Origin of the sequence: Staphylococcus sp. HMSC62A08, assembly GCF_001839105.1 — a bacterium.
GTDB lineage: Bacteria > Bacillota > Bacilli > Staphylococcales > Staphylococcaceae > Staphylococcus > Staphylococcus caprae.
Genome location: NZ_KV840033.1, coordinates 55,259 through 77,696, shown reverse-complemented (window position 1 = coordinate 77,696; position 22,438 = coordinate 55,259). Strand labels below are relative to the sequence as shown.

The following is a 22,438-nucleotide window of genomic DNA, read 5'->3' as shown; positions in this document are numbered from 1 at the left end:
AGGTGATAATATGAAAAATTTAAAAGAATCTTTAACAATGTTAGGTTGGTGGGATTTGTTATTTATAATACCAATGTTTCTTTTATTTGAATATTTACCAACTTACAATTTCATTAGTATATTGCTAAACGTAATAATCATCATTTTCTTTTCTATAGGATTGATTTTAACAACACATATGCTATGGATTTATATTAAAGAGCAAGATTAATCGGCTCTATACTAAATTGGACTGGGAGAATTTAAAAATTCTCACCAGTCCATATTTTTAGGTTTTAAAAATCAAAACTATTCAATTATTAAAATTGTGTTAATGGTAAAATAATTTATTAACATTTATATAAAAATTCTGAAAAAACTTTTTAATTTGTGGTATATATTTACTAATGTTATAGTTTTTTTGTAAGGCAATTTCTTAATTTAGTAATTTTTTTAAATTATGCGAAGTTGCCTTATTTTTTATAAATCAATTTAGTGTAAAATTACTAAATTAAAGTGCATCTTATTGAGATTTTTTTATTTGTAAAACGTTCATAAAATTTCCGTATATTTGTGATAAAAAACCACACATTAGGAGGGGGCTTGAACGGGATAAAATACTAGGAGGTATTATTTATGAATAAAAAAAACTTAGAGAAAAATGATTTAAATTTACATGCATTATTTATAGGAGACAAAGCTGAAAATGGCCAGTTATATAAAGAAATGCTAATTAATTTGGTTGATGAACATCTTGGTTGGCGACAAAATTACATGCCTCAAGATCGACCAGTGATTACACCTCAAGAAAAAAATACAGAAAAATACATAAAAACGGTAAATCATATGAATGAAGTAATGAATGAAATTTCTGCACGGATGAGAACGCATTCAGTTCCATGGCACACTGCTGGACGATATTGGGGACATATGAATACAGAAACTTTAATGCCGTCTATTTTAGCCTATAATTTTGCCATGTTATGGAATGGAAATAATGTTGCTTATGAATCTTCTCCAGCTACTTCTCAAATGGAAGAAGAAGTGGGATATGAATTCGCTGATTTAATGAGTTATAAAAATGGATGGGGACATATTGTTGCTGATGGTTCTTTAGCAAACCTAGAAGGATTATGGTATGCACGTAATATCAAATCTCTTCCTTTAGCTATGAAAGAAGCGGCTCCCGAATTAGTAGAAGGAAAATCTGAATGGGAATTACTAAATATGCCAACAAAAGAGATTGTAGACTTAACTGAAAAAGCAGGAGAAAAATTCGATGATATAAAAAATAATTCAGCAAGAAGTGGAAGAAATTTACAAAAATTAGGTAAATGGTTGGTTCCCCAAACTAAGCACTATTCGTGGTTAAAATCAGCAGATATTATAGGCATTGGCTTAGATCAAGTAGTATCTGTTCCAGTTGATGATTCATATAGAATGGATATAGATGAATTAGAAAAAATTGTAAGACAATTAGCTTCAGATGACATCCCAATACTAGGCGTAGTCGGAGTAGTTGGATCAACGGAAGAAGGAGCGATTGACAGTATAGATAAAATTGTTAATCTCAGAGAAAAATTAATGATGGAAGGTATTTATTATTATATTCATGTAGATGCTGCTTACGGTGGTTATGGTAGATCTATTTTCTTAGATGAAGACAATGAATTTATTCCATATGAAAATTTAGAAGAAGTTCATAAAGAATATGGTGTATTTACAGAAAATAAAAAATATATAACTAAAGAGGTTTATGACGCCTATAAAGCTATAGAATTAACTGAATCTGTTACTATCGACCCTCATAAAATGGGCTATATTCCCTATTCTGCAGGTGGCATTGTAATTAAAGATATTAGAATGAGAGAGGTAATTTCATATTTTGCTACTTATGTATTTGAAAAAGGAGCAGAAGTTCCTGCACTATTGGGTGCATATATCTTAGAAGGATCTAAAGCAGGAGCAACAGCTGTAGCTGTGTGGGCTGCACATCATGTACTACCATTAAATATTTCTGGTTACGGAAAATTAATAGGTGCTTCTATAGAAGGCGCTTTAAGATTTTATGATTTCTTAAATCAACAATCATTTAAAGTTGGTGATAAAGAAATTGAAGTTCATTCATTAGTACGCCCTGATTTCAATATGGTAGATTATGTGTTTAAAGAAAAAGGCAATAATGATTTAGTAGAAATGAATAAATTAAACCATGCTTTTTATGAACAAGCATCATATGTAGCTGAAAATATTTACAATAATGAATTTATCACCTCTCACACGGATTTTGCTATTTCTGATTATGGAAATAGCCCACTCAAATTTGTGGAAGATTTAGGATTTTCTGAAGAAGAATGGTATAGAGCTGGCAAAGTAACAATATTAAGAGCTGCTGTACTTACTCCTTATATGAATGAACAAGAAAACTTTGAAAAATATGTACCGAAAATACAAGCTGCAATGCAAGATAAATTAAGAAATCTATGAAAATAAATGAGTATTTTTAAGATGATCATATAATATTTATCTTAAAAGGAAGTGTACATAATGAATGGCCAACAAATTAAAAAGAAGAAAGAAGTATCTTTTATAGAAAGTTTTATTATCTTAGTATCCCTATTAATCATATTAGGATACCTTATCATAATAGAAAAACTACCTCCCCATGTACCTATTTTATTAGTGTTTATGATTTTAATATTCTATGGAAAATTTAAAGGATTTACTTGGGATGAAATACAAGATGGAATTGTTTCAGGAATAAGTTCTGGTATCATACCAATAATAATATTTTTATTAATAGGAGTTTTAGTAGCGACATGGATAATGTCAGGTACAATTCCAACAATAATGGTTTATGGATTTAAAATAATTTCTATAAGATATTTTTTACTAACTGTTTTTATTGTGTGTTGTATTGTAGGAGTTACAGTGGGTAGTTCTTTCACTACAATTTCTACTATGGGTATAGCATTTTTAGGTATTGGGCATATTTTAGGATTTGATAATGCCATGACTGCTGGGGCAATAGTATCTGGTGCATTTTTAGGAAATAATATTTCACCATTGTCAGACACAACTAATTTAGCAGCAGGTATTGGAAAAGTGAATTTATTTGAGCATATTTTAAATGTTAAGTGGACAGCTATACTGGCATTGTTATTATCTAGTATAGGTTATATTTTGTTAGGTGCCCCAAATATTTCTTCTGATTTAAGTGGTGTTAAATCTATGATAAGCACATTAAACGAAGGATTTTGGATTTCCCCAATTACTTTAGTGCCAGTAATATTTCTTTTATTGTTTGCTTGGAAAAAAGTGCCGGCAATTCCAACATTATTAGTTGGATCAGTAGTAGCCATTATCTTATCATTAATTAATAATCCTCATTTAAGCTTTCAAAATATAGGGAAAGTAATAATGACAGGATATGTATCACATACTGGAAGTAAAACATTGATGTTCTTTTGTCTAGAGGCGGTATATCTAGTATGTTGAGTTCTGCGTGCTTAATTATTTTAGCTTTAGGATTAGGCGGACTGCTGATTAAGTTTAAAATAATATCTACGTTGATAATAAAAATTAAAAATTTTGTAAATGCGCCATTTAAATTAGTAAGTCTTACAGCGATAAGTTCGATAATGGTAAATGTACTTGTGGGAGAACAGTATTTATCTGTCATTCTTCCAGGAGAAACATTTAGAAATTCATTTGATTGGTTGGGATTAAATAAAAAATATTTAACAAGAACACTTGCTGATGCAGGCGTTGCTGTCAACGCATTAATTCCTTGGGGCGTAAGTGGTACTTTTATAGTGGGAGCACTTAAAGTAAGTGCCTTAGAATATTTACCTTATGCATTTTTCCCACTGCTATGTCCTATAATAACCATTATTTTAGGATTTACATTGAAAAATAAAATATCAAAAAATAAGATGACGTGACATAAATAACATTTAGGTGTAAAAAAACACATTAATATAGAAGACCAATACATGTTGAAGGTAGTCTGATATAAGGGTTAGTGTGAGGGTTGTCTGAAGTAAGACAAACGACATGGTTAAATTGACCTCGTCATTATGATGGGATTCTCCAAAACTCGTACACATTTCACTTAAAGTTCTACATACCTAACTCAATCATTACACCACATTAATAAAAAGCCTGTTGTCACGAATGAATGAACACGTCACACTTCAACGACGCTTCATCATCTACATCGTGATGACAGGCTTTTCCTTTTATATCTTCATTAATTTCTCTTCTTGTTTAATACGCACATATAAGAAATACGCATATGGAATTAATAATATCGTTGTATACGTAGCGTGTGTTAACAACAACACGCCGATTAACTCTGGAACGATATTTAAGAAGTAATTCGGGTGCTTCGTCACTTTATATAATCCAGATTTAATAATAGGATGATTTGGCAAAATAAATAATTTCAATGTCCAAATTCCGCCTAATGTTCTAATGACTACAAATAACATGATATATGCAAAAATTAATATCATTAAGCCAATGCCATTGACTAAGCTAAAAGTATCTTTATTCATCATTGCCTCTACGCCTGCACAAACATAGATGAATACATGAGTGATTGCTAGAAATTTTGAATTGTTAACGCCATATTCAACTGCACCGTCTACTTTTAATTGTTGCGAATGGTTAATGGATATCTTTAAACTGATGAGTCGGATACAGAAAAAGATAAATAATATAGTTAAAATCATGATGTCCTCCGTTTTTGTTATATATATAAACTTTGATAACATAAAGTATTTTATAGAGGAAACGCATGAAATACTATTAACTATTTATTAATTTTAGTAAACGTGTGCAGTAAAAGAAATATAATTTTATAAGATTTAATTTTGAAAAATGTGGTAGAAAGAATTATAAAGGAGGCAGATTGATTATGAAAATAGCTATTTACGGAGCAGGATCTCTTGGAACAATTATGGGTGCGTTCTTATCTGAATCAAACCCAGACGTTGATTTAATCGATGTAAATGAAGCACATGTCAATGAATTAAATAATAACGGTGCACATATCGTAGGCAAGGTAGATTATTCACAGAATGTAAAAGCTCTTACACCTAGTCAAATCAACGATAAATACGATATCGTTCTACTTTTAACTAAACAAGTCTTTAATAAAGATGTATTGCCAACAGTAAAAGAAATTCTTAAAAATGATGGTGTATTAGTCTCACTACAAAATGGCGTGCCAGAGGAATTTATTCAACAAACGATTCCAAAAGAACAAATTGTAGCTGGATCAGTTGAATTCGGTGCAACGTTCGAAGGCCCTGGTAAATCCAAACTTACTACTGAATTTGAATCTTTCAAAGAAAATGCAATTCAAATTGGTGAATTAAACGGAGAAATCACTGAACGCATACAAAATATTCAAAAAGCACTTTCTCCTATTGGTGGTATTAGTATATCTGAAAATTTACCAGGTACTAAATGGGCTAAATTAATTATTAACAGTGCCTTTAGTGGTATGTCTGCAGCTACTGGAGGAACATATGGTGACGTAGTAGATAATGATACAGGCGCTAAAGCAGCACTCTATGCAATTAATGAAGTAATTAATGTTGGTAAAAGTGCAGGAATTGAATTTGTAAGCTTAAGCGTACTAGATTATAAATATTTTGAAGAAATTACAAATGTTGAAAAACAAATTGACGAAATGAGAGAAATGATTAAACACTCTAGATCATTAGAAGCCAGCATGCTTCAAGATTTACAAAAACAACGTCCAACAGAAATCGATTATATTAACGGTATCGTTACAAAATTAGGCAAAGAAAATAACGTTAACACACCAGTTAACGATTTAATTGTAGAGATTGTTTCAGATGCCCAAAATCAAAAAACAGTACCTGATTTCAGTGAAAGTATAGAAAAATTTAAATCAGTTGTAGAATAAAATTGGAATGATTCATTAAAAGGAGCATTTAAACAATGAAAAAAGAAGACGTTCAAAACGTTGCTTCAACACCTGTTAACTCACCTATTTACCCACTTACTGAATATATTTCAGAGACCGCGAATATTTAAATATCGTATATGAAACTGATAAAGAAGCTTTAGAAAAGGTTGTGCCAGAACCCTTAAAAGTCATTGATAATAAAATTAAATTTGAAATTATCAGTATGCCTGATGCTACAGGTCTAGGTAGTTATATGGAAGCAGGTCAAGTCATTCCTGTTGAATATAACGGGGAACAAGGCGAATTTTATCTATCAATGTATGTAGATAACCAAGCAGCTATCGCCTCAGGACGTGAAATTTCTGCTTTTCCAAAAAAATCGGGTGAACCTAATCTTTATGTAGACAACGATGTCATTGTAGGAACTTTAGATTATCGTTCTCTACGAGTAGCTCAAGCGACGATGGGATACGATTATTATAAAATGGAAGATCAAGAAGCAATTGATGCGATTACGCAACCGCAATTTATGTTAAAGCAATTCAGAGGTTATGATACGACTTTAATTAAAAATGAATTAACACGTAGCCAAATTACAGATATTCACTTAAAACGTGCTTACAGAAGTCCAGCTAGATTACAATTATTCGAACATGTAATGGCACCACTGGCTGACTTCCCAGTTAGAAAAATTGTTGACGCACAACATATCATTGCGGATTTATCTTTAGGACAATCCGAACCCATCTATGATTATTTAAAAGACGAATAATCTAAGTTAGTATTAAAAGCTTCTTATAAAAATAACGATATACAAGCTCTAAAAGTTGGGCGTGTTAATCCAACTTTTAGAGCTTATTTTTATACAATAAAACACCCCTGTTAACCGTGTGATTAACAGGGGATATTTGTGCAATTAAGTTTACAATTATAAGTGATAATCATTTACTTCTTAACTTGCAATGATGAATATTAAAACTCTACACTACTGTCCATTCTTGCTTCAAATTCATCAAGCAATGCACGCGCTTCGTCTACAGTTTCAGTGCTCATTAATTGATGACGTAGTTGGCTCGCGCCTTTAATACCGCGGACATAGATTTTAAAGAATCTGCGTAAAGCTTTGAATTGTTGTGTTTCTTCAGTAGAATGCTTTTCAAACAATGTTAAGTGTAATCTAAACAAGTCTAATAACTCTTTACTTGTATGTTCTCGAGGTTCCTTTTCAAAAGCAAAAGGATTGTGGAAAATGCCTCTACCAATCATGACACCATCAATGCCATATTGAGTTGCAAGTTCCATACCTGTTTGTCTATCCGGGATATCACCATTAATTGTTAATAACGTATCTGGTGCAATCTCATCACGCAAGTTCTTGATTGCTTCGATTAATTCCCAGTGAGCATCTACTTTACTCATCTCTTTACGACTGCGGAGATGGATAGATAAGTTTGCGATGTCTTGTTCGAAGACATGTTTCAGCCAATCTTTCCACTCGTCTATATCATAGTAACCAAGGCGTGTTTTAACACTTACTGGTAAACCGCCTTCTTTAGTTGCTTGGATAATTTCAGCTGCTCTTTCAGGACGAAGAATCAAGCCTGAACCTTTACCTTTTTTCGCAACATTCGCTACAGGGCAGCCCATATTTAGATCAATGCCTTTAAAGCCCATCTTTGCTAAGCCAATACTCATTTCTCGGAATTGCTCTGGATTGTCTCCCCATATATGAGCGACCATAGGCTGTTCATCTTCACTAAATGTTAAGCGCCCACGCACACTGTGTATACCTTCAGGGTGACAATAACTCTCAGTATTTGTAAATTCAGTGAAAAACACATCCGGTCTAGCTGCTTCGCTCACAACATGACGAAAGACGATATCTGTCACGTCTTCCATAGGAGCCAAAATGAAAAATGGACGTGGTAATTCACTCCAAAAATTTTCTTTCATAGTATATTTAAACCTTCTTCATTATAAGTATCTCGAATTTTTACGCATGATGATATTACCACAAAAGATGAACTTATACAAAAGGAATTTTCCAGTCATAACCATGAAAGCGGGAAGTCTTCCAGTAGTCTAAAAGATGTAATATTTAAGGTGATTTGCATAAAATTTATCTAAAGACTAGTTAATTCTTTCTCTATTACCACTATATTTAGTACGTTGACAAGCTAGGACTATAAATACAATTGCAAATGGAAAAGCGATTAAATTGCCAAAACTACTTACGTAATCACCAACTAGGAACGGTTGAAAGAACCACTGTAAACCTATAGGTATAATTGCCCAATAGATTGACTGATTGGTGTCACGCATTCTTCTTGCACCAATTGATGTTAGAGGTAAATAAAAAATCGTTAATGCAAGTTGATCTATAAAACTGTCTTGAGCTGATAACAGGTATAAGAAGAGAAAAACTAAGACGCCTGTTAAAGCATTGAATAAGTAGAACCACCAAAACCCTCTACGTGATGTTATCCCTTTGTAATTAAAAATATGTTTCCAACCATCTTGAAAAGTTCGAAAGGATTTTTCTTACTATGTTGATTGTTAGTTTGAAAATCTTGATAAGAATTCGAATTTAACTTTTCTATGTTATGTCCACAATTAGAACAAAATCTAGAATCTCCTTCTATTTTAGTACCACAATTAGAACAATACATTTTATTCATCTCTTTTCATTTTATTTATCAGTTCTCTTTTTTATTACTCACTTGATTCTTGTTAGAGCTATGAGCCTTTGTATCATTATTAAATAGCGTGTCTTTTGCAAAACTTACTACAAATAATACTAGCACAATAAATACTATTGATAGAATTGCAATTAATAGAATATTAATAGCTTTTTTCATTGTCGTTCTCCTTAAATAACAAAGTTAGATAAAATAATTAATATATGTAGCATCTAGTTAAGTGAAACGTCAGCGTCTAATACTAAATCCTCATTTATGCCTTCGTACATTGTTACGTGACCTGTACTATCTACATTAATTTTATAAGTTGCGCCAACGTTTGATTTATTGGTTGCAACAATAGTCCAAATACCACTACTAGAATCATAGGTTGGTTCTCTGAATTTCATTAGTGAAGTGTCTCCGCCATCATCATTGATACCTTTAATAACATAGTCAAAGACATTGTTACGATTGACTTTATTGTTTTGTGAATTATCATTGGACTCGTTGTTTGTTATAGAATTAGCATTTGTAAATTGTTCTGAGTCGTTAGTATCATTTTGATTTGATTGTTTATCTGATGTTGTATCTGCATTCGCTTGGTTTGTTTGATGTTGATTAAGTTGCTTTTTCAAATCTTCATTTTCTTTTAATTTATTGTAACCAAATAAGCCAGTGATACATATTAGTGTTAATATAATTAAACCGCTTAATACCTTTATTATTGTTTTCATTATTTTTCTCCATTGTTATTATCTTTATAAATATTTAATCTTCCCTGTGACTCTAATAAATCTGTTGTAGTTGTTCTTTCACTGTCTTCAATCCGACCATCTCCATCTTCATCGAATTGATCTAAATTTTGTTCTGCTTCATCAAGAGAATTATCCACAGCTGCCTGGTTAAAGTTATTTTTACCAGGGGGTTCTTGTTGATTATCTGTTTGTTGCGTATTATTACTTTCATTAGAGTTTGTTTGTTGTTGTGAAACATTTTCAATAGACGAATTACTATTCATTGTGTCAGTTTTCGAAGTTGAAACATTATTGCTTTTATTGGAGACTTTATCCTTTTTAGCACTGTCATGAGATTTCGACTTTGTCTCTGCTGTGGTGTTATCCCCTTTAATAGTATCTTTTGCAAAACTTACCACAAATAATACTAGCCCAATAAATATTATCGATAGAATTGCAATTAATAGAATATTAATAGCTTTTTTCATTGTTTATCCCCTTTACTGTAATAGTTTGAATTTCAGTAAGCTCATTTTATACAATTTTTATAGTTTTATCCACTACATTTTTTTGGTTTTATTTATGAATTAATTTTTATACTAGCTCTTAATGAACGCTTATAAAATGTCATTGCTTATAAATATGATTAATGATAAAACGCTCTTTCATAATAATTTCCAACTCGATTTTAAACTGTAAAAAACTTTATTAATATCGTGTTGTTTATATTGTGCCAAACTCAATTATACATTATAGTGAAAATACATATAAAAATTATACCTATGTTTTAAGAAAGTGGGGAAATACATAGTGAATAAAGGGGATATATTGGGAAGATTCACTCGTATCATTGTTGCATTGTTAATGATTATTGGTTTATCTGCGTTATTTCAAATCAATGAAGCGGGTGCCACAACTAAAGGGAATATTGTAAAGGCGAAAGGGACGCCAAAACAACAAGTAGTTATTCAACACAATCATCATTTAGCTAAAACTAAAAGTAATATTCAACCGACACAAGTCACTCAGAATAGTAATTATCGTACGCCAAAGACTAAACCAACTTCAACACAATATGTTAAACGCACACATCTATCTTCGAATCATGTGGTACCAAACAATAGTCAGAAATATAGTAATGCCAAACGTAAGGGGACCTCATTTTCAAGACAAACTGCGAAACCTCAGCACCGAACAATAGTTCATCACAAAGTGACACCAGCCACTGTTAAATCTCAAAAGAAAACGAAGGTCGTGCATCCAGTACATAAACATCCACAATGGTTATCGCAAGCAACAAAGACGAGAAAGGTTTCGTCATCTTCAAAAGTCTCAAAATCCAAGACATCACGAACTTCAAAAACAACGACAAAATCTAAAGCCACAACGTCTAAAACTTCAAAATCAAAAGTCACAAAAGCTAAACCTGTAAAACCGAGCGTTAAAACTTCAGTTAGAACTGCGACTAAAACCACGCATTCACAATCTCAAAAGAATTACTACAATAAACCACCTAAACGTTGGCCATCCAATGTACCAGGCGGTGACAACGTGCGTGATTTCGGGCAAACGACGAAAGAATCAGGCCTTGATGACGCTTTGAAAATCATGAAGAAGTCTGGCAATAAAGGTGTTTCAATTGAACATACTAAGGCGAAAGACGCTAATATCGGGATGGTATTTAACTGGAATCCTACAGCCAAACAATTAACTTACGGTACGGGAACAGCAATTGGTAGACATACGATTTTAACTGCTAATCATGTAGTCAATGATCAACGTGCACATAAACCATTAACACCTTCACAACCGCAGAATATGAGAATTAGCTTGTTACAGGAAGGTTCTAAAGTTGGGCGTTCGCTTGAAGTATTCGGCGTTCAAATGCTGCAATATGGTGATGTTGCTTTAGTTTACACATATGAAGACATTTCAAAATATATGAAAATACGTAAAATCGCTTCAGAAACTACCATTAAATCAATGAAAGCCAACACGCCTATCCATATGTATCACTATGGTACGCCAAGTGGTAAATATAAAAACGATCCAGCTGGCACAATGTATCATTCCAAAGGCAAATATTCGATGACAGCACGTAATGTCAATCCCATTGGTTACTATCAAATGATGGCTGAACCTGGTTCGTCTGGTGGGGCAGTCTTAAATAGTAAAAATGAAATTGTCGGTGTCCATGCGTTCAGAGTAAATTCAGGAGAGTACAAGACATATCATTTAAACACAATGGCAGAAATCAGAGGGAAGTTACGTAAAGAAATTATTGATAATATTTTATAGGGTTGATTGATGGTATAGTACGAAAATTGATTGAGCACGAATTGAAAATATTAAGTAATTTAAGTTTAGACTTCTAAGGTGGTTATAAACTCTAAATTAGAACTCGGCTAGGCAACGTTGTGTTGCTTAGCTTTTTTCATATTTAGCCGATAAATTCATATAAGTGTATTTATTATATCCTGTAACTTAATCATTGCTATACTAGGGTAACGGTATAAACGAAGGAGGTACTATATGTTTCTTGCATGGAATGAGATTAAACGTAATAAGCTTAAGTTTGGCCTAATCATTGGTATTTTAGTTCTCATTAGTTATTTATTATTTTTACTTTCGGGCTTAGCTAATGGCTTAATCAATATGAACACAGAAGGAATTAAGAAGTGGAAGGCGGATGCCATTGTTTTAAATAAAGATGCGAATCAAACTGTTCAACAATCTATTTTCAAGACGTCTAAAGTAGGAGATCAGTTTAAAGAGACGTCATCATTGAAGCAGATGGGCGTGATCGCCTCCAATGGTAGTCATGAAGAGAATGCATTACTCTTTGGTGTTAAATCAGATTCATTTCTAATTCCGAAAATCACGAAAGGCAAAAAGTTCACTAAAGATAATGAGGTTGTGATTGATCAGACACTTAAGGATAAAGGATTTAAAGTAGGAGATGAGATTAAATTATCTCAGTCTGATGAAAAGTTACATATCGTAGGTGTCTCAGAAAGTGCTAAATATAATGCTTCGCCAGTCATTTTCACTAATAATAAAACAATACAGAAGATCAATCCGGCTCTAACATCCGAGAAAACAAATGCGGTGGTTGTACGAGATAAACATTGGAAAGATAAAAAAGTGAATAACGACCTTGAAGTCATAGGTATAAATAAGTTTATTGAAGACCTCCCTGGATACAAACCACAAAATTTAACAATGAACTTTATGATTACATTCTTATTTGTGATTTCAGCAACAGTGATTGGCGTCTTCTTGTATGTCATTACATTGCAGAAGAAGAACTTATTTGGCGTATTGAAAGCGCAAGGATTTACCAATGGTTTCTTGATGAAGATGGTTTTAGCACAAACATTTATCCTTGCACTGATTGGTACTTTGATAGGTTTAGTACTTACATTACTCACAAGTTTAATTTTACCTGAGGCAGTGCCGGTACAATTTAATATGATGACGCTGATTCTGTTTGGAGTCGTCTTAATACTGACTTCTCTAGTTGGCAGTTTATTCTCAGTGGTATCTATTAGAAAGATTGACCCACTTAAAGCAATAGAATAAGGAGGTGCGACAATGTTGAAATTTGATAAAGTATCGAAAGAATTTAAAGACGGAAATCAAATGATTGAAGCGGTTAAATCGACATCTTTAACCTTTGATAAAGGCGAATTAGTAGCTATTGTAGGACCTTCAGGTTCTGGGAAAAGTACATTCCTAACAATGGCTGGAGCACTACAGACGCCAACACACGGAGAAATACACATTAATGATAATAGAATTTCACAATTGAGTCAGAAGCAACTAGCTAAGATGAGAATGCAAGAAATTGGCTTTATTTTACAATCCACGAACTTAGTACCTTTTCTAACTATAAAGCAACAATTTCATTTATTGAAAAAATATAAAAAAGACGTGCTAAGTACTGAAGAATTCGATAAATTATTAAACGATTTAGGTTTAAAAGAAATTGAGAATAAACTACCTTCTGAAGTATCAGGAGGTCAAAAGCAACGTGTCGCAATTGCTAAGGCAATTTATACGAAACCTTCTATTATATTAGCCGATGAACCGACAGCTTCACTGGATACTGACAATGCAATGGCAGTGATGGAAATTTTAAAAGAACAGTCTAAGCAACGTCATAAAACCTGTATTATCGTGACGCACGATGAACGATTAACACAATTTTGCGATAAGACATATCATATGCAAGATGGTTACTTAAAAGAAAAGTAACTCAATCTCGGAACATAAATTAATTTTGATTTAGGTAAAACGGTAATTTCTAACGATACTAATGTAGAAATTATCGTTTTTTCTTAAAAATAAGTAGCTGTAAACTTCTAAATTGACTTTACAACTAACTTGTAACTATAATAGTTACATGAGGTGAGATATTTGAAAATTAGTAGTCGATTTACTGTGTCTGTTCACATATTATCTCTAGTTCACATCGAGCGTAATCAAACACTCACTTCCGCGTACATTGCGGGCAGTGTAAACACAAATTCAGTAGTAATCAGAAGATTGATTAGTAAACTAAAACAAGCAGGTTTCCTTGAAACACATCAAGGGAGCGGTGGAATTCAATTATTGAAACCACTCACAGACATTACATTACTTGATGTCTATAGAGCAGTAGAGGTCGTCGAAGAGGGCGAACTCTTCCAAATGCATGAAGATACGAATATCAATTGTGTTGTAGGTGCGAATATTCAAAGTGTACTAGAAATAGTGTTACTTCGAGCACAAGATGCGATGGAAACAGTGTTAGCCAATGTCACTATGGATGATATTGTGTCAGGCATTGTACAACAAAACGGATAAAATCAATCCGTTATATCCAACTTGTAACTAATTAAGTTACATGTAGAGCGCGCGGATATAGCTGGAAACTAAGTTAGAATCGAAGACACCATTCAAATAGAATCATAACAATCACTCTAAAAAAGAAAAAGTGGAGGAATTAAGCATGAAAATCGGTATTATTGGAGCAACAGGTAAAGTGGGAAATAAAGTATTACAAGAAGCAACACAACGTGGTCATGAAGTAACTGCAATCGTCAGAAATGCAGCTAAATTAGATCATCAAGATGTGAAAGCGATAGAGAAAGACATCTTCCATCTCACAGTTGATGATATTAAAGATCTTGATGTAGTCGTTAATGCATTCGGTGCACCGCTAGGCGAAGAAGATGCACATGTTGAAGCTGGTCACGCTTTAATTAACCTATTAAAAGACGTAGATACTAGAGCGATTATTGTCGGTGGTGCTGGTAGTCTATTCGTAGATGATGCACAAACGACACGTTTAATTGACACACCAGAATTTCCAGATATGTTTAAACCAACAGCTGCAGGCCAAGGCCGTAATCTTCAAGAACTTAAAGACACAGAAGGAATCACTTGGACATTTGTAAGTCCGTCAGCAGAGTTTGATCCAGAAGGTCAACGTACAGGCACGTATACATCAGGTAAAGATCAATTACTAGTTAACAGCCAAGGTAACAGTTATATCAGCTATGCAGACTATGCGATTGCAATTGTTGATGAAGCTGAAAATGCAGACCACGTTAACGAACGATTCACAGTTGTTGGAGAACAAGAATAATCAATTTAATAAATAAAGACATGTAAAACTAACTTTATACAATACTAAGTCACAGAATGATGTTAATTCTAACTCATTTTGTGGCTTTTTTGTTTTTAAAATAAGTTCGTGTGTTGGGTTCAATATTTCGAAATTACCCATCGTGTATACTTAATTTTTATAAAACATTAATATTTTCTTTATACTAGTGACAAATTTCATATTTTAAATAGGAACATATTAATAAATTTAATGTAAATTTACATATAAAAATTGAATTTACTCTTTTTTGGAATTATAATGAAAGCGGTTGCTACCCTATAACATCAGGAGGAATTATATATGGAAAATATTTTATTCAACGGATATAGTCGCTACACAACATCAAATCATATTCAACGAAGCGCATTAGAAGAAAGAGATTTAGGTGATGGCCGTACATCATCCATCTCAGCTTCCGTTTCTTACACAGTTACTTGGAGTGCCGCATAACGCAGTTCATGATCAATAATATTGTAATTTAAATTATCAAGATTATAGGGTAGTAACTTTTAATATGAAAAAAGAAATGACTACATGAGATATTGGAGTCTCATAATAGTATCAATGATTACATAAAAACAATCATACCATACCCATTTTAAAATAAATGATCGAGCCTTACATGAAAGGAGCATGAAGATGTCGATGCTAAAAGTTAAAGAAGGTCGTAATATCATTAGTCTTGAAGAAGATGGAACAACGCAATATTTACATAAAGTAATTAAAGGCCCTAAAAGTGATGCGCTCAGAAGGTATCATAATTGCTTGAAATGGGAGGACTTACGCACAAACGATATTCGATTGAATTCCCCTAAGTTGATTGGCTATGAAGAGAACGATTTATCACTAAAATATCAATGGATTGAGAATGCTACATCATTAGAAGATGAATTAGAACAGCCGTCTCCAAATTTTAAAAATAAAATTGCAGAAGCTGCAGATATGGTAGTGACATTACATTTAGCTGATATTACTGACTTGAATATAGATTCAGAAGATCAATTACCCCAACGCGAATCGTTATTTAATTCACTAAATAAATATGAATATGCCGGTTGTACAGGTGCAGAATTAGAGTTGTTTCGTCTATTGCAACAAGATTTACAATTTATGAAAACGATAATGAAGGGATTTCATGATAGTGACGTTTGTATTTGTCATGGCGATATACGGTTGGATCAGTTTATATATTCGGATGATGCGCTTTGGATTATAGATTTTGAAGAATTACGTAAAGGTGACCCAACTAGAGATTTAGCTGGTTTAATAGGTTCAATTTATTTTGATTGTTTATTAAAGACTTTTACCGAAACGACTCAAGACACTTCAAATGCCAAAGAGATAGAAGATCAATTTATAGAACGAGGTGTCAATTATATTGAAGAAATGCGACCGTTAATTCAATTAGCTTATCAAACCTATGTATCTAAAAAAGCGATTAATATAATACATTTTTCTAAAAATATAGGTTGGTTTCTCGTAGAAAGAATCATGAGTAGAGCTAAATTTTCATTTCGTTTAACTGCCATAGATAAAGCAATACTCGGAATAGGAAGAGAAATCATAGTGTTTCCAGAAAATCTAATAGAGCTATTTGAATAAAATAGGAGGCCTTACTATGTCAGAAAAAGTAAATACGTTAGAAGGTTTAGCGCTGAAAATAGAATTAGAAACGGATTTGAACAGAGTTAAAATAGATAATGAAACATATGATGACGTGCTTGAAAATCAAAAAAGTAAATTGAAACAGTGGCTTTATTCAATGCTACATACTGGAAATTTAAATAATCAAGTCAAACAAACAACAAAAACATTTAATGATTTGAACCAACAAATAGTAAGTCGTATTAAAGACCCAGGAATTAGAGTAGAGACGAGCACTCAAAATTTCAACGGTCACACTTATCATGTCATTCAAGGACTTCGAATCAATGAAGAAGTAAATGAAGATAATAGCCTTGTTATACCTTGTTCTAGACCTAATTTGACTCCTGGATTTTTCATTTTTGTACATACAAACAATGGTTTACATATGAATAAGATTACACGTCATTATATTTATGCAGACACGCCCCAATATGCGATAGAGCTATGGAGTCAATGTGTCAATGAGTTGGTTGAAAAGAATGTAAGCTTTTCCGCTAAAGTTTTGTCATCTTCTGATAGTTATCCAAGAAATGACGCACTTGTTTTTTACAGTAGTGAAGATAAAGAAAAAGTTGAACAAGTATTAATTGAACATATTGAAAGATCACCTTTAAAGATTAAGAAAGGTTCACAACTTGCTAGCCAATTAAGACATAACCTTTATACAGCTGAGGAACCTATTCAAATCAATGGTATCCAACAAAGCTTTGGTGAACATCGTTGTAGTGCCATAGCAGACGCCATTCAGGATTACTTTAATACAGGTGTAGCCTTCCAATTGTTATTGAAGCAAAGGTTGATTGCGAATCAGATAGATATTAAAGATTTATCTAAAAATGCCGTGCAGTGAACTTAAATGTGGGATGAGCGATTCGCTTATCATAAATTGTTTCATTCATTTGTGTGTAAATCCTCGGCGCTTGAGGCAGATGAAGCGCATGTAAATGGTCTTATTTTAAAAAGCACATGTTTCATATTGAACAATGCTCTAACCAAAATGGTTTAAAAGCTTATGACTTATATTGACAGGAGTGACTCAACTTATGAAGGTATTAGCTTTAATTAATACAAATTTAGTATCAAAAAATGATGTAACCATGTTGCCTGATGTAAATATTGCAGGAACACCCATTCATTGTGGTTTGATTGAACTAGAACGACCAAGTTTCAAAGAAGATGAGCTAGAGAACGAACATTTCGTGTTAGTAAAAGTTGATGCGTTTTCTTGTAATTACAGAGATAAAGCCATTATTTTAAAAGCGGCTTTAAACATGCAAGAAGATGTGAACTTTCAAGCTCCGCCATTTGCTTATTTTGGTTCAGACTTTGTAGGGACCATTGTTGCTAAAGGGTCTTCAGTAGAACAATTTGAAATTGGACAACGTGTGATACCCAATTGTGCGTATCCGGATCCTCCTTTTTCTGGTGTGGCACCTGGAGCAGTAACAAATGAAGCTTCAAGAGGATGGCTCAGGTTACATAAGTCAAAGCTTATTGAAATACCTGATCATATGGATAACGGTGTGGCAGCAGGCTTTTCAATAGGTGGGCAAACATCAACGAGTATGGTAAGACGTGTAAATCTCAAACCCAATGAACGCGCGCTAGTACTAAGCGGTCGATCTAATACGTCTATGTTCATTATTAACAACTTAATCAGAATGGGAATAGATACGACCGTATTAAGTACCTCTAAATGGACGCCCGAAGAACAAGAACTCATTAAGCCAGCTAAATTGCATCATATAGATAGAAATGTGCATAAGTGGGAAGAAGCGGGTTTGGGCAAATTTGATGTTGTATTCGATCCTTATTTTGATTTGCATTTAGAAAAAGCAGTGAATCAAATGGAAACAGGAGGACGTTACATCACATGCGGTTATAAGAATCAGCATCCCGATTTTTCTGAATATGAAGATGAAAATACCCCTAATCATCTTAAAAATATAATGTTAAAAGTGATGCTTAATAATCTGTCATTAATCGGTAACTGCATTGGAACGTGGAAAGATTTGGAAAACGCCATTTCAGACTATGATGAAAATGAATTTATTGTACCTATAGATAGAAGTTATTCTATTAAAGAAGGCAGTGAGTTTGTTAACCGTACCTATAACACGAGAGGTCGTTTAGGCAAAGCGATAATGCTATATGAGGAAGAGGCTAAAATGGTTAATTAATGCCCTTTATTATGGTACTGAGAGATTGCCTTTAGAAATGATTACTAAAAAATCATAAAACAACTTAGAAGTAAGAATAATTGAGGAACCACGTAGTTATACAAAAAGATGACTATGTGGTTCTTATACTATATAAACATAACAATAATATACAAATATAAATTAAATTGAATGGGTATGTATTGTTTGATAATATAAAAGAGAAATTTGTATTATAACTCAATATTTATATGAAGATACCATGATTTTAGAAAAAAATTCAAAAACAGAGAGATGTGAAAATGTGAAACATTCGAAAAAGTTACTTTTATGCGTAAGTTTTTTAATAATAACGATTTTTATTGGAGGATGTGGATTTATGAATAAAGACGATAGCAAAGAAGCACAAATCAAAAAAAGTTTTAATAAAATGTTAAATGTGTATCCAACTAAAAATCTAGAAGATTTTTACGATAAAGAGGGCTACCGTGATGAAGAATTTGATAAAAATGACAAAGGAACATGGATAGTTGGCTCTACCATGACTATTGAACCAAAAGGCAAGAGCATGGAATCTAGAGGCATGTTTCTATATATTAATCGTAATACTAGAAAAACTAAAGGATATTATTATGTGAGAAAAACAACAGATGACAGTAAAGGTAGACCAAAAGATGATGAAAAGAGATATCCTGTAAAAATGAAACAAAATAAAATTATTCCAACAAAGCCAATATCTGATGATAAATTAAAAAAAGAAATTGAAAACTTCAAATTTTTTGTGCAATATGGAGATTTTAAAAACTTAAAGGATTATAAAGATGGAGATATATCTTACAATCCTAATGTACCTAGTTATTCCGCAAAGTATCAATTGAGTAATAATGACTATAACGTTAAACAATTAAGAAAGAGGTATGACATCCCAACCAAACAAGCACCTCAATTATTATTGAAAGGCGATGGCGATTTAAAAGGTTCATCTGTAGGTTCTAAAAGTTTAGAATTTACTTTTGTAGAAAATAAAGAAGAGAATATCTTTTTTTCAGATGCTGTACAATTTACCCCAAGTGAGGATAATGAATCATGAGTCAAACTGAATATCAAATAAAACCTGGTAATATAACAAATAACTCTGAAGAAACAAGCTCAGTATCTAAGATAAGTTATGAAATAGAAAATGCGAATAATAATGGCTTGAAAAAGCATAAAATTGATACTCAAATTAGTATTTTACAGAAATTTAATAAATTCCCAAAAAAATTAAAATACGTTGACAGTTATACAGATCCGAAAACTGGCACTACAACAACAGCCTTTTTAAATAAAGATACAGGTAAACTTACGGTTGGTATGACAGGAACTAATTTTCATGGTGAACAACTAAAAAGGGTAGGTGCTAGCTTAGTTAGCCCATGGGTCAAAGCATCTAAGCAAGATTATAAGGATACAGCCGAGACGCTAAAAGATCTTGGTGCAGATGCAAATATTGGATTGCATTCAATAACCAATAAAGATGCTCAATTTAAAGGTACACAACAATTCATAAAAAACCTGCAAAAGGAGTATGATATAGATATAATTACAGGTCATTCTTTAGGAGGTAGAGATGCTATAATTATAGGCACAAGTAATGGTATTAAGAAAATTGTTGTCTATAATCCAGCTCCATTGGCGGTAAAAGAAACCCGCATATTAAAAACACCTCTATCACTCTTATTAAGTAGTTATTTTGATAAAAAATTAAGTAGCGATTTTGATACGAAAAATGATGCTGATGTAGACGAATTGTTGAAAAAATATGATGGGAATATTCTTAGGATTGTTTCAGATAAAGATTGGTTGAATGGAAATGTTAAACATTTGGATTATGTATCAGCTGGGGATGAGTTGATTCTAAAGAATGGTAAAAGTCATTCAATAGATGGTTTTATGTCAGCAAATGAACAAAAAGTAATAAAAAAAGTGCTTAAAAAATTAGAAAAATATGAAGAGGCGAATGATAAAACATATATAAATGCGAAAAAGCAAACTAAAAATAAACTAGGAAAAGTTGATGAAGTTAGAGCAAATATACTTCAAGCAAGTGGAGGAGCCCTATCTTCTTCTCAACAAAAGTTATTAGAATGTTTAACTGCTCTTTCAATAGCTGAGGGATTAAATCAATTAGTTGAAGAAGAATTCCAACGTTTGAAAAAAATGTACCATGAGATGGATAAGAAATTTGAAAAAAACTGGGAAGAAGCTCAAGAATCTGGAAATGAAATAGGAAAACATCTTTCTGGTGATGAAGTATTAAGCGCTTTAGATGCTGGAAATGTTAATGAATATAAACTAGTTACCACGCCTCAAAATAAAATTTCTATTAAATTAAGCCAATTATCAAACGTTTCCTTACAATATAGTATGTATGTATCTAAAATTAAAAATAGTATTAATGAAATAGTGAATAAAGACCAAATGTTAGCAAGTCAAATAGGGAGCTTGATGTGATGTTTTCAAATTATAAGAAGATAGAAGACCTGGAAGATGCCTATGACGCAGAAAAAAAGAAAATTGATATCGAATTACAAAATCTTAATGAACAAAGATTTCAATTAAAAAGAGAAAATGATCAAAGTTACGAAGCGTTCTTATATTTAAAAAGTAAAATGAATTATAGTGATGATTCTAATACTAGAATGATGAATATTATTGAGGAATGTGATCAAGAAATAAATGATCATATTCATCATAGAGAGAGAAAGTTGGAAAATTATAAAGATGAAGTAAGAAAAGAATATTTAAAGCAATCTGAAAAGATAATGGAGGCTGATTAAAATATGTTAATGCCGAATCCTATCTTAGGTGATGAAGTTACAGATAAATTAAAAAAGGAAATGGAGAAAAAGAAAATTACAGGTGTAATTGCTCCAGAGCATTTTAAAAGGCACCATGATCATGAAAATGAGATGAAAGCTGAAGAAAAAGCACTGATAACACAAACAATGAGCCATTGCCACGCTTTCAGCAAAAATTTTAAAGGTTCAGCTAAAGGCGATTGGGTAGATAGTGCAATGTCTGAATTGGATAAAATAAGTAATAATTTAAAGAATATTATGGACTAATGAATTTAGAAGCGTATCAAAGTGATGCGCTTTTTTTACAATGTGCATTTTTGTAAAAGTATAAATGAAGTAAAATCAGAAAGATGTGAGCCAATGCATTATCTAAAGAAAGTAACTATATACATAAGTTTATTAGTTTTGATAATTTTGGTCAGTGGTTGTGGAGATAGCAAGGAAACTGAAATTAAAAAAAGTTTTAATAAAACTTTAAGTATGTATCCTACTAAAAATCTAGAAGATTTTTACGATAAAGAAGGTTTTCGAGATGAAGAATTTGATAAAGACGATAAAGGAACTTGGATTATTAGATCTGAAATGACAAAACAGCCAAAAGGTAAAATTATGACTTCAAGAGGTATGGTCTTACATATAAACCGAAATACTAGGACTACACATGGGTATTATGTTGTGAGGAAAATATCAGAAGATAATGTTAATAATGATAAAGAGAAAAAATATCCAGTGAAAATGGAAAGTAATAAAATTACACCTACTAAGAAAATTAAAGATGAAAAATTAAAAAAAGAAATCGAA

Annotated in this window: 24 protein-coding genes and 2 pseudogenes; 19 read left to right on the top strand and 7 right to left on the bottom strand. The window is 32.3% G+C overall.

What is annotated here, in order from left to right:
• Positions 1–10: 10 nt before the first annotated feature.
• From HMPREF3264_RS12920 to nhaC, 3 genes and pseudogenes are all read left to right on the top strand, one after another.
• The gene (locus tag HMPREF3264_RS12920; RefSeq protein ID WP_070872299.1) at positions 11–211 is read left to right on the top strand and encodes a DUF6007 family protein; all 201 of its coding nucleotides are present in this window, start codon (positions 11–13) and stop codon (positions 209–211) included.
• Between the two features lie 404 nt (positions 212–615).
• Positions 616–2,466, top strand: a complete 1,851-nt coding sequence (gene tdc, locus HMPREF3264_RS05385; RefSeq protein ID WP_070872298.1) for a tyrosine decarboxylase — start codon at positions 616–618, stop codon at positions 2,464–2,466.
• A gap of 60 nt (positions 2,467–2,526) precedes the next feature.
• Positions 2,527–3,923: pseudogene (gene nhaC, locus HMPREF3264_RS05380) on the top strand (Na+/H+ antiporter NhaC).
• A gap of 297 nt (positions 3,924–4,220) precedes the next feature.
• Here the strand turns inward: nhaC and HMPREF3264_RS05375 are convergent.
• Positions 4,221–4,715 carry an isoprenylcysteine carboxyl methyltransferase family protein gene (locus HMPREF3264_RS05375; protein WP_070872297.1) on the bottom strand — a complete coding sequence of 165 codons (495 nt, stop codon included), beginning with the start codon at positions 4,713–4,715 and terminating at the stop codon, positions 4,221–4,223.
• A 185-nt stretch (positions 4,716–4,900) separates the two neighbouring features.
• Here HMPREF3264_RS05375 and HMPREF3264_RS05370 point away from each other — a divergent pair, with 185 nt between their 5' ends.
• Positions 4,901–5,920 (top strand): ketopantoate reductase family protein, encoded by a 1,020-nt coding sequence (locus HMPREF3264_RS05370; RefSeq protein WP_070872296.1) that lies wholly within the window; start codon positions 4,901–4,903, stop codon positions 5,918–5,920.
• Between the two features lie 35 nt (positions 5,921–5,955).
• Positions 5,956–6,695: pseudogene (locus tag HMPREF3264_RS05365) on the top strand (acetoacetate decarboxylase).
• Positions 6,696–6,895: 200 nt separating this feature from the next.
• Here HMPREF3264_RS05365 and HMPREF3264_RS05360 read toward each other — a convergent pair.
• The 6 genes from HMPREF3264_RS05360 to HMPREF3264_RS05345 all read right to left on the bottom strand — a co-directional run bounded on the left by HMPREF3264_RS05360 (position 6,896) and on the right by HMPREF3264_RS05345 (position 9,826).
• The gene (locus HMPREF3264_RS05360) at positions 6,896–7,876 is read right to left on the bottom strand and encodes a tRNA dihydrouridine synthase (RefSeq protein ID WP_070872295.1); all 981 of its coding nucleotides are present in this window, start codon (positions 7,874–7,876) and stop codon (positions 6,896–6,898) included.
• Between the two features lie 177 nt (positions 7,877–8,053).
• Positions 8,054–8,407: a DUF805 domain-containing protein gene (locus HMPREF3264_RS12915; protein ID WP_256323963.1), complete on the bottom strand. Its 354-nt coding sequence runs from the start codon at positions 8,405–8,407 to the stop codon at positions 8,054–8,056.
• Complete coding sequence (locus HMPREF3264_RS12910) at positions 8,404–8,592, bottom strand: zinc-ribbon domain-containing protein (RefSeq protein WP_256323960.1); 189 nt, start codon at positions 8,590–8,592, stop codon at positions 8,404–8,406. Before HMPREF3264_RS12910 ends, HMPREF3264_RS12915 begins: the two co-directional genes overlap by 4 nt.
• Before the next feature lie 27 nt (positions 8,593–8,619).
• Positions 8,620–8,781 (bottom strand): hypothetical protein, encoded by a 162-nt coding sequence (locus HMPREF3264_RS12780; RefSeq protein ID WP_176746820.1) that lies wholly within the window; start codon positions 8,779–8,781, stop codon positions 8,620–8,622.
• Between the two features lie 53 nt (positions 8,782–8,834).
• Positions 8,835–9,338, bottom strand: a complete 504-nt coding sequence (locus HMPREF3264_RS05350) for a hypothetical protein (RefSeq protein ID WP_070872293.1) — start codon at positions 9,336–9,338, stop codon at positions 8,835–8,837.
• Positions 9,338–9,826 carry a hypothetical protein gene (locus HMPREF3264_RS05345; protein WP_070872290.1) on the bottom strand — a complete coding sequence of 163 codons (489 nt, stop codon included), beginning with the start codon at positions 9,824–9,826 and terminating at the stop codon, positions 9,338–9,340. Before HMPREF3264_RS05345 ends, HMPREF3264_RS05350 begins: the two co-directional genes overlap by 1 nt.
• 322 nt (positions 9,827–10,148) lie before the next feature.
• On the opposite strand from HMPREF3264_RS05345, the gene HMPREF3264_RS05340 reads away from it, so the two are divergent.
• The 14 genes from HMPREF3264_RS05340 to HMPREF3264_RS05280 form a co-directional block, all read left to right on the top strand.
• Complete coding sequence (locus HMPREF3264_RS05340; RefSeq protein WP_176746819.1) at positions 10,149–11,636, top strand: trypsin-like serine peptidase; 1,488 nt, start codon at positions 10,149–10,151, stop codon at positions 11,634–11,636.
• Between the two features lie 234 nt (positions 11,637–11,870).
• Positions 11,871–12,920 (top strand): ABC transporter permease, encoded by a 1,050-nt coding sequence (locus tag HMPREF3264_RS05335; RefSeq protein WP_070872287.1) that lies wholly within the window; start codon positions 11,871–11,873, stop codon positions 12,918–12,920.
• 12 nt (positions 12,921–12,932) lie between these two features.
• Positions 12,933–13,595, top strand: coding sequence for an ABC transporter ATP-binding protein (locus HMPREF3264_RS05330; RefSeq protein ID WP_070872281.1), 663 nt, complete (start codon positions 12,933–12,935; stop codon positions 13,593–13,595).
• A 162-nt stretch (positions 13,596–13,757) separates the two neighbouring features.
• Complete coding sequence (locus HMPREF3264_RS05325) at positions 13,758–14,186, top strand: Rrf2 family transcriptional regulator (RefSeq protein ID WP_070872278.1); 429 nt, start codon at positions 13,758–13,760, stop codon at positions 14,184–14,186.
• Between the two features lie 145 nt (positions 14,187–14,331).
• On the top strand, positions 14,332–14,970 hold the full coding sequence (locus HMPREF3264_RS05320; RefSeq protein WP_070872276.1) for an NAD(P)-dependent oxidoreductase: 639 nt from the start codon (positions 14,332–14,334) through the stop codon (positions 14,968–14,970).
• 321 nt (positions 14,971–15,291) lie between these two features.
• Complete coding sequence (locus tag HMPREF3264_RS12775) at positions 15,292–15,441, top strand: hypothetical protein (RefSeq protein WP_002444967.1); 150 nt, start codon at positions 15,292–15,294, stop codon at positions 15,439–15,441.
• A gap of 189 nt (positions 15,442–15,630) precedes the next feature.
• Positions 15,631–16,593: a phosphotransferase gene (locus tag HMPREF3264_RS05315; RefSeq protein ID WP_256323959.1), complete on the top strand. Its 963-nt coding sequence runs from the start codon at positions 15,631–15,633 to the stop codon at positions 16,591–16,593.
• Positions 16,594–16,609: 16 nt separating this feature from the next.
• Positions 16,610–17,488: a T3SS effector HopA1 family protein gene (locus tag HMPREF3264_RS05310; protein ID WP_070872273.1), complete on the top strand. Its 879-nt coding sequence runs from the start codon at positions 16,610–16,612 to the stop codon at positions 17,486–17,488.
• Between the two features lie 193 nt (positions 17,489–17,681).
• The gene (locus HMPREF3264_RS05305; RefSeq protein WP_070872271.1) at positions 17,682–18,818 is read left to right on the top strand and encodes a quinone oxidoreductase family protein; all 1,137 of its coding nucleotides are present in this window, start codon (positions 17,682–17,684) and stop codon (positions 18,816–18,818) included.
• 283 nt (positions 18,819–19,101) lie between these two features.
• Positions 19,102–19,887, top strand: a complete 786-nt coding sequence (locus HMPREF3264_RS05300; RefSeq protein ID WP_070872321.1) for a tandem-type lipoprotein — start codon at positions 19,102–19,104, stop codon at positions 19,885–19,887.
• On the top strand, positions 19,884–21,290 hold the full coding sequence (locus tag HMPREF3264_RS13125) for a hypothetical protein (protein WP_070872269.1): 1,407 nt from the start codon (positions 19,884–19,886) through the stop codon (positions 21,288–21,290). Before HMPREF3264_RS05300 ends, HMPREF3264_RS13125 begins: the two co-directional genes overlap by 4 nt.
• A complete protein-coding gene (locus tag HMPREF3264_RS05290; protein WP_070872266.1) occupies positions 21,290–21,616 on the top strand; it encodes a hypothetical protein in 327 nt (108 codons plus the stop codon). Before HMPREF3264_RS13125 ends, HMPREF3264_RS05290 begins: the two co-directional genes overlap by 1 nt.
• Positions 21,617–21,619: 3 nt before the next feature.
• Positions 21,620–21,904, top strand: a complete 285-nt coding sequence (locus tag HMPREF3264_RS05285) for a hypothetical protein (protein ID WP_002444953.1) — start codon at positions 21,620–21,622, stop codon at positions 21,902–21,904.
• Between the two features lie 93 nt (positions 21,905–21,997).
• A partial coding sequence (locus tag HMPREF3264_RS05280; protein WP_141764452.1) for a tandem-type lipoprotein occupies positions 21,998–22,438 on the top strand: 441 nt, incomplete at its 3' end.

Bases quoted from the DNA above. Each gene is read 5' to 3' on its own strand.
- HMPREF3264_RS05360 (WP_070872295.1), bottom strand. From the start codon at position 7,876: ATGAAAGAAAATTTTTGGAGTGAATTACCACGTCCATTTTTCATTTTG.
- HMPREF3264_RS13125 (WP_070872269.1), top strand. From the start codon at position 19,884: ATGAGTCAAACTGAATATCAAATAAAACCTGGTAATATAACAAATAAC.
- HMPREF3264_RS05375 (WP_070872297.1), bottom strand. From the start codon at position 4,715: ATGATTTTAACTATATTATTTATCTTTTTCTGTATCCGACTCATCAGT.
- HMPREF3264_RS05335 (WP_070872287.1), top strand. From the start codon at position 11,871: ATGTTTCTTGCATGGAATGAGATTAAACGTAATAAGCTTAAGTTTGGC.
- HMPREF3264_RS05305 (WP_070872271.1), top strand. From the start codon at position 17,682: ATGAAGGTATTAGCTTTAATTAATACAAATTTAGTATCAAAAAATGAT.
- tdc (WP_070872298.1), top strand. From the start codon at position 616: ATGAATAAAAAAAACTTAGAGAAAAATGATTTAAATTTACATGCATTA.
- HMPREF3264_RS12780 (WP_176746820.1), bottom strand. From the start codon at position 8,781: ATGAAAAAAGCTATTAATATTCTATTAATTGCAATTCTATCAATAGTA.
- HMPREF3264_RS05345 (WP_070872290.1), bottom strand. From the start codon at position 9,826: ATGAAAAAAGCTATTAATATTCTATTAATTGCAATTCTATCGATAATA.
- HMPREF3264_RS12910 (WP_256323960.1), bottom strand. From the start codon at position 8,592: ATGTATTGTTCTAATTGTGGTACTAAAATAGAAGGAGATTCTAGATTT.
- HMPREF3264_RS12775 (WP_002444967.1), top strand. From the start codon at position 15,292: ATGGAAAATATTTTATTCAACGGATATAGTCGCTACACAACATCAAAT.
- HMPREF3264_RS05315 (WP_256323959.1), top strand. From the start codon at position 15,631: ATGTCGATGCTAAAAGTTAAAGAAGGTCGTAATATCATTAGTCTTGAA.
- HMPREF3264_RS05290 (WP_070872266.1), top strand. From the start codon at position 21,290: ATGTTTTCAAATTATAAGAAGATAGAAGACCTGGAAGATGCCTATGAC.
- HMPREF3264_RS05370 (WP_070872296.1), top strand. From the start codon at position 4,901: ATGAAAATAGCTATTTACGGAGCAGGATCTCTTGGAACAATTATGGGT.
- HMPREF3264_RS05330 (WP_070872281.1), top strand. From the start codon at position 12,933: ATGTTGAAATTTGATAAAGTATCGAAAGAATTTAAAGACGGAAATCAA.
- HMPREF3264_RS12920 (WP_070872299.1), top strand. From the start codon at position 11: ATGAAAAATTTAAAAGAATCTTTAACAATGTTAGGTTGGTGGGATTTG.
- HMPREF3264_RS05350 (WP_070872293.1), bottom strand. From the start codon at position 9,338: ATGAAAACAATAATAAAGGTATTAAGCGGTTTAATTATATTAACACTA.
- HMPREF3264_RS05320 (WP_070872276.1), top strand. From the start codon at position 14,332: ATGAAAATCGGTATTATTGGAGCAACAGGTAAAGTGGGAAATAAAGTA.
- HMPREF3264_RS05310 (WP_070872273.1), top strand. From the start codon at position 16,610: ATGTCAGAAAAAGTAAATACGTTAGAAGGTTTAGCGCTGAAAATAGAA.
- HMPREF3264_RS05285 (WP_002444953.1), top strand. From the start codon at position 21,620: ATGTTAATGCCGAATCCTATCTTAGGTGATGAAGTTACAGATAAATTA.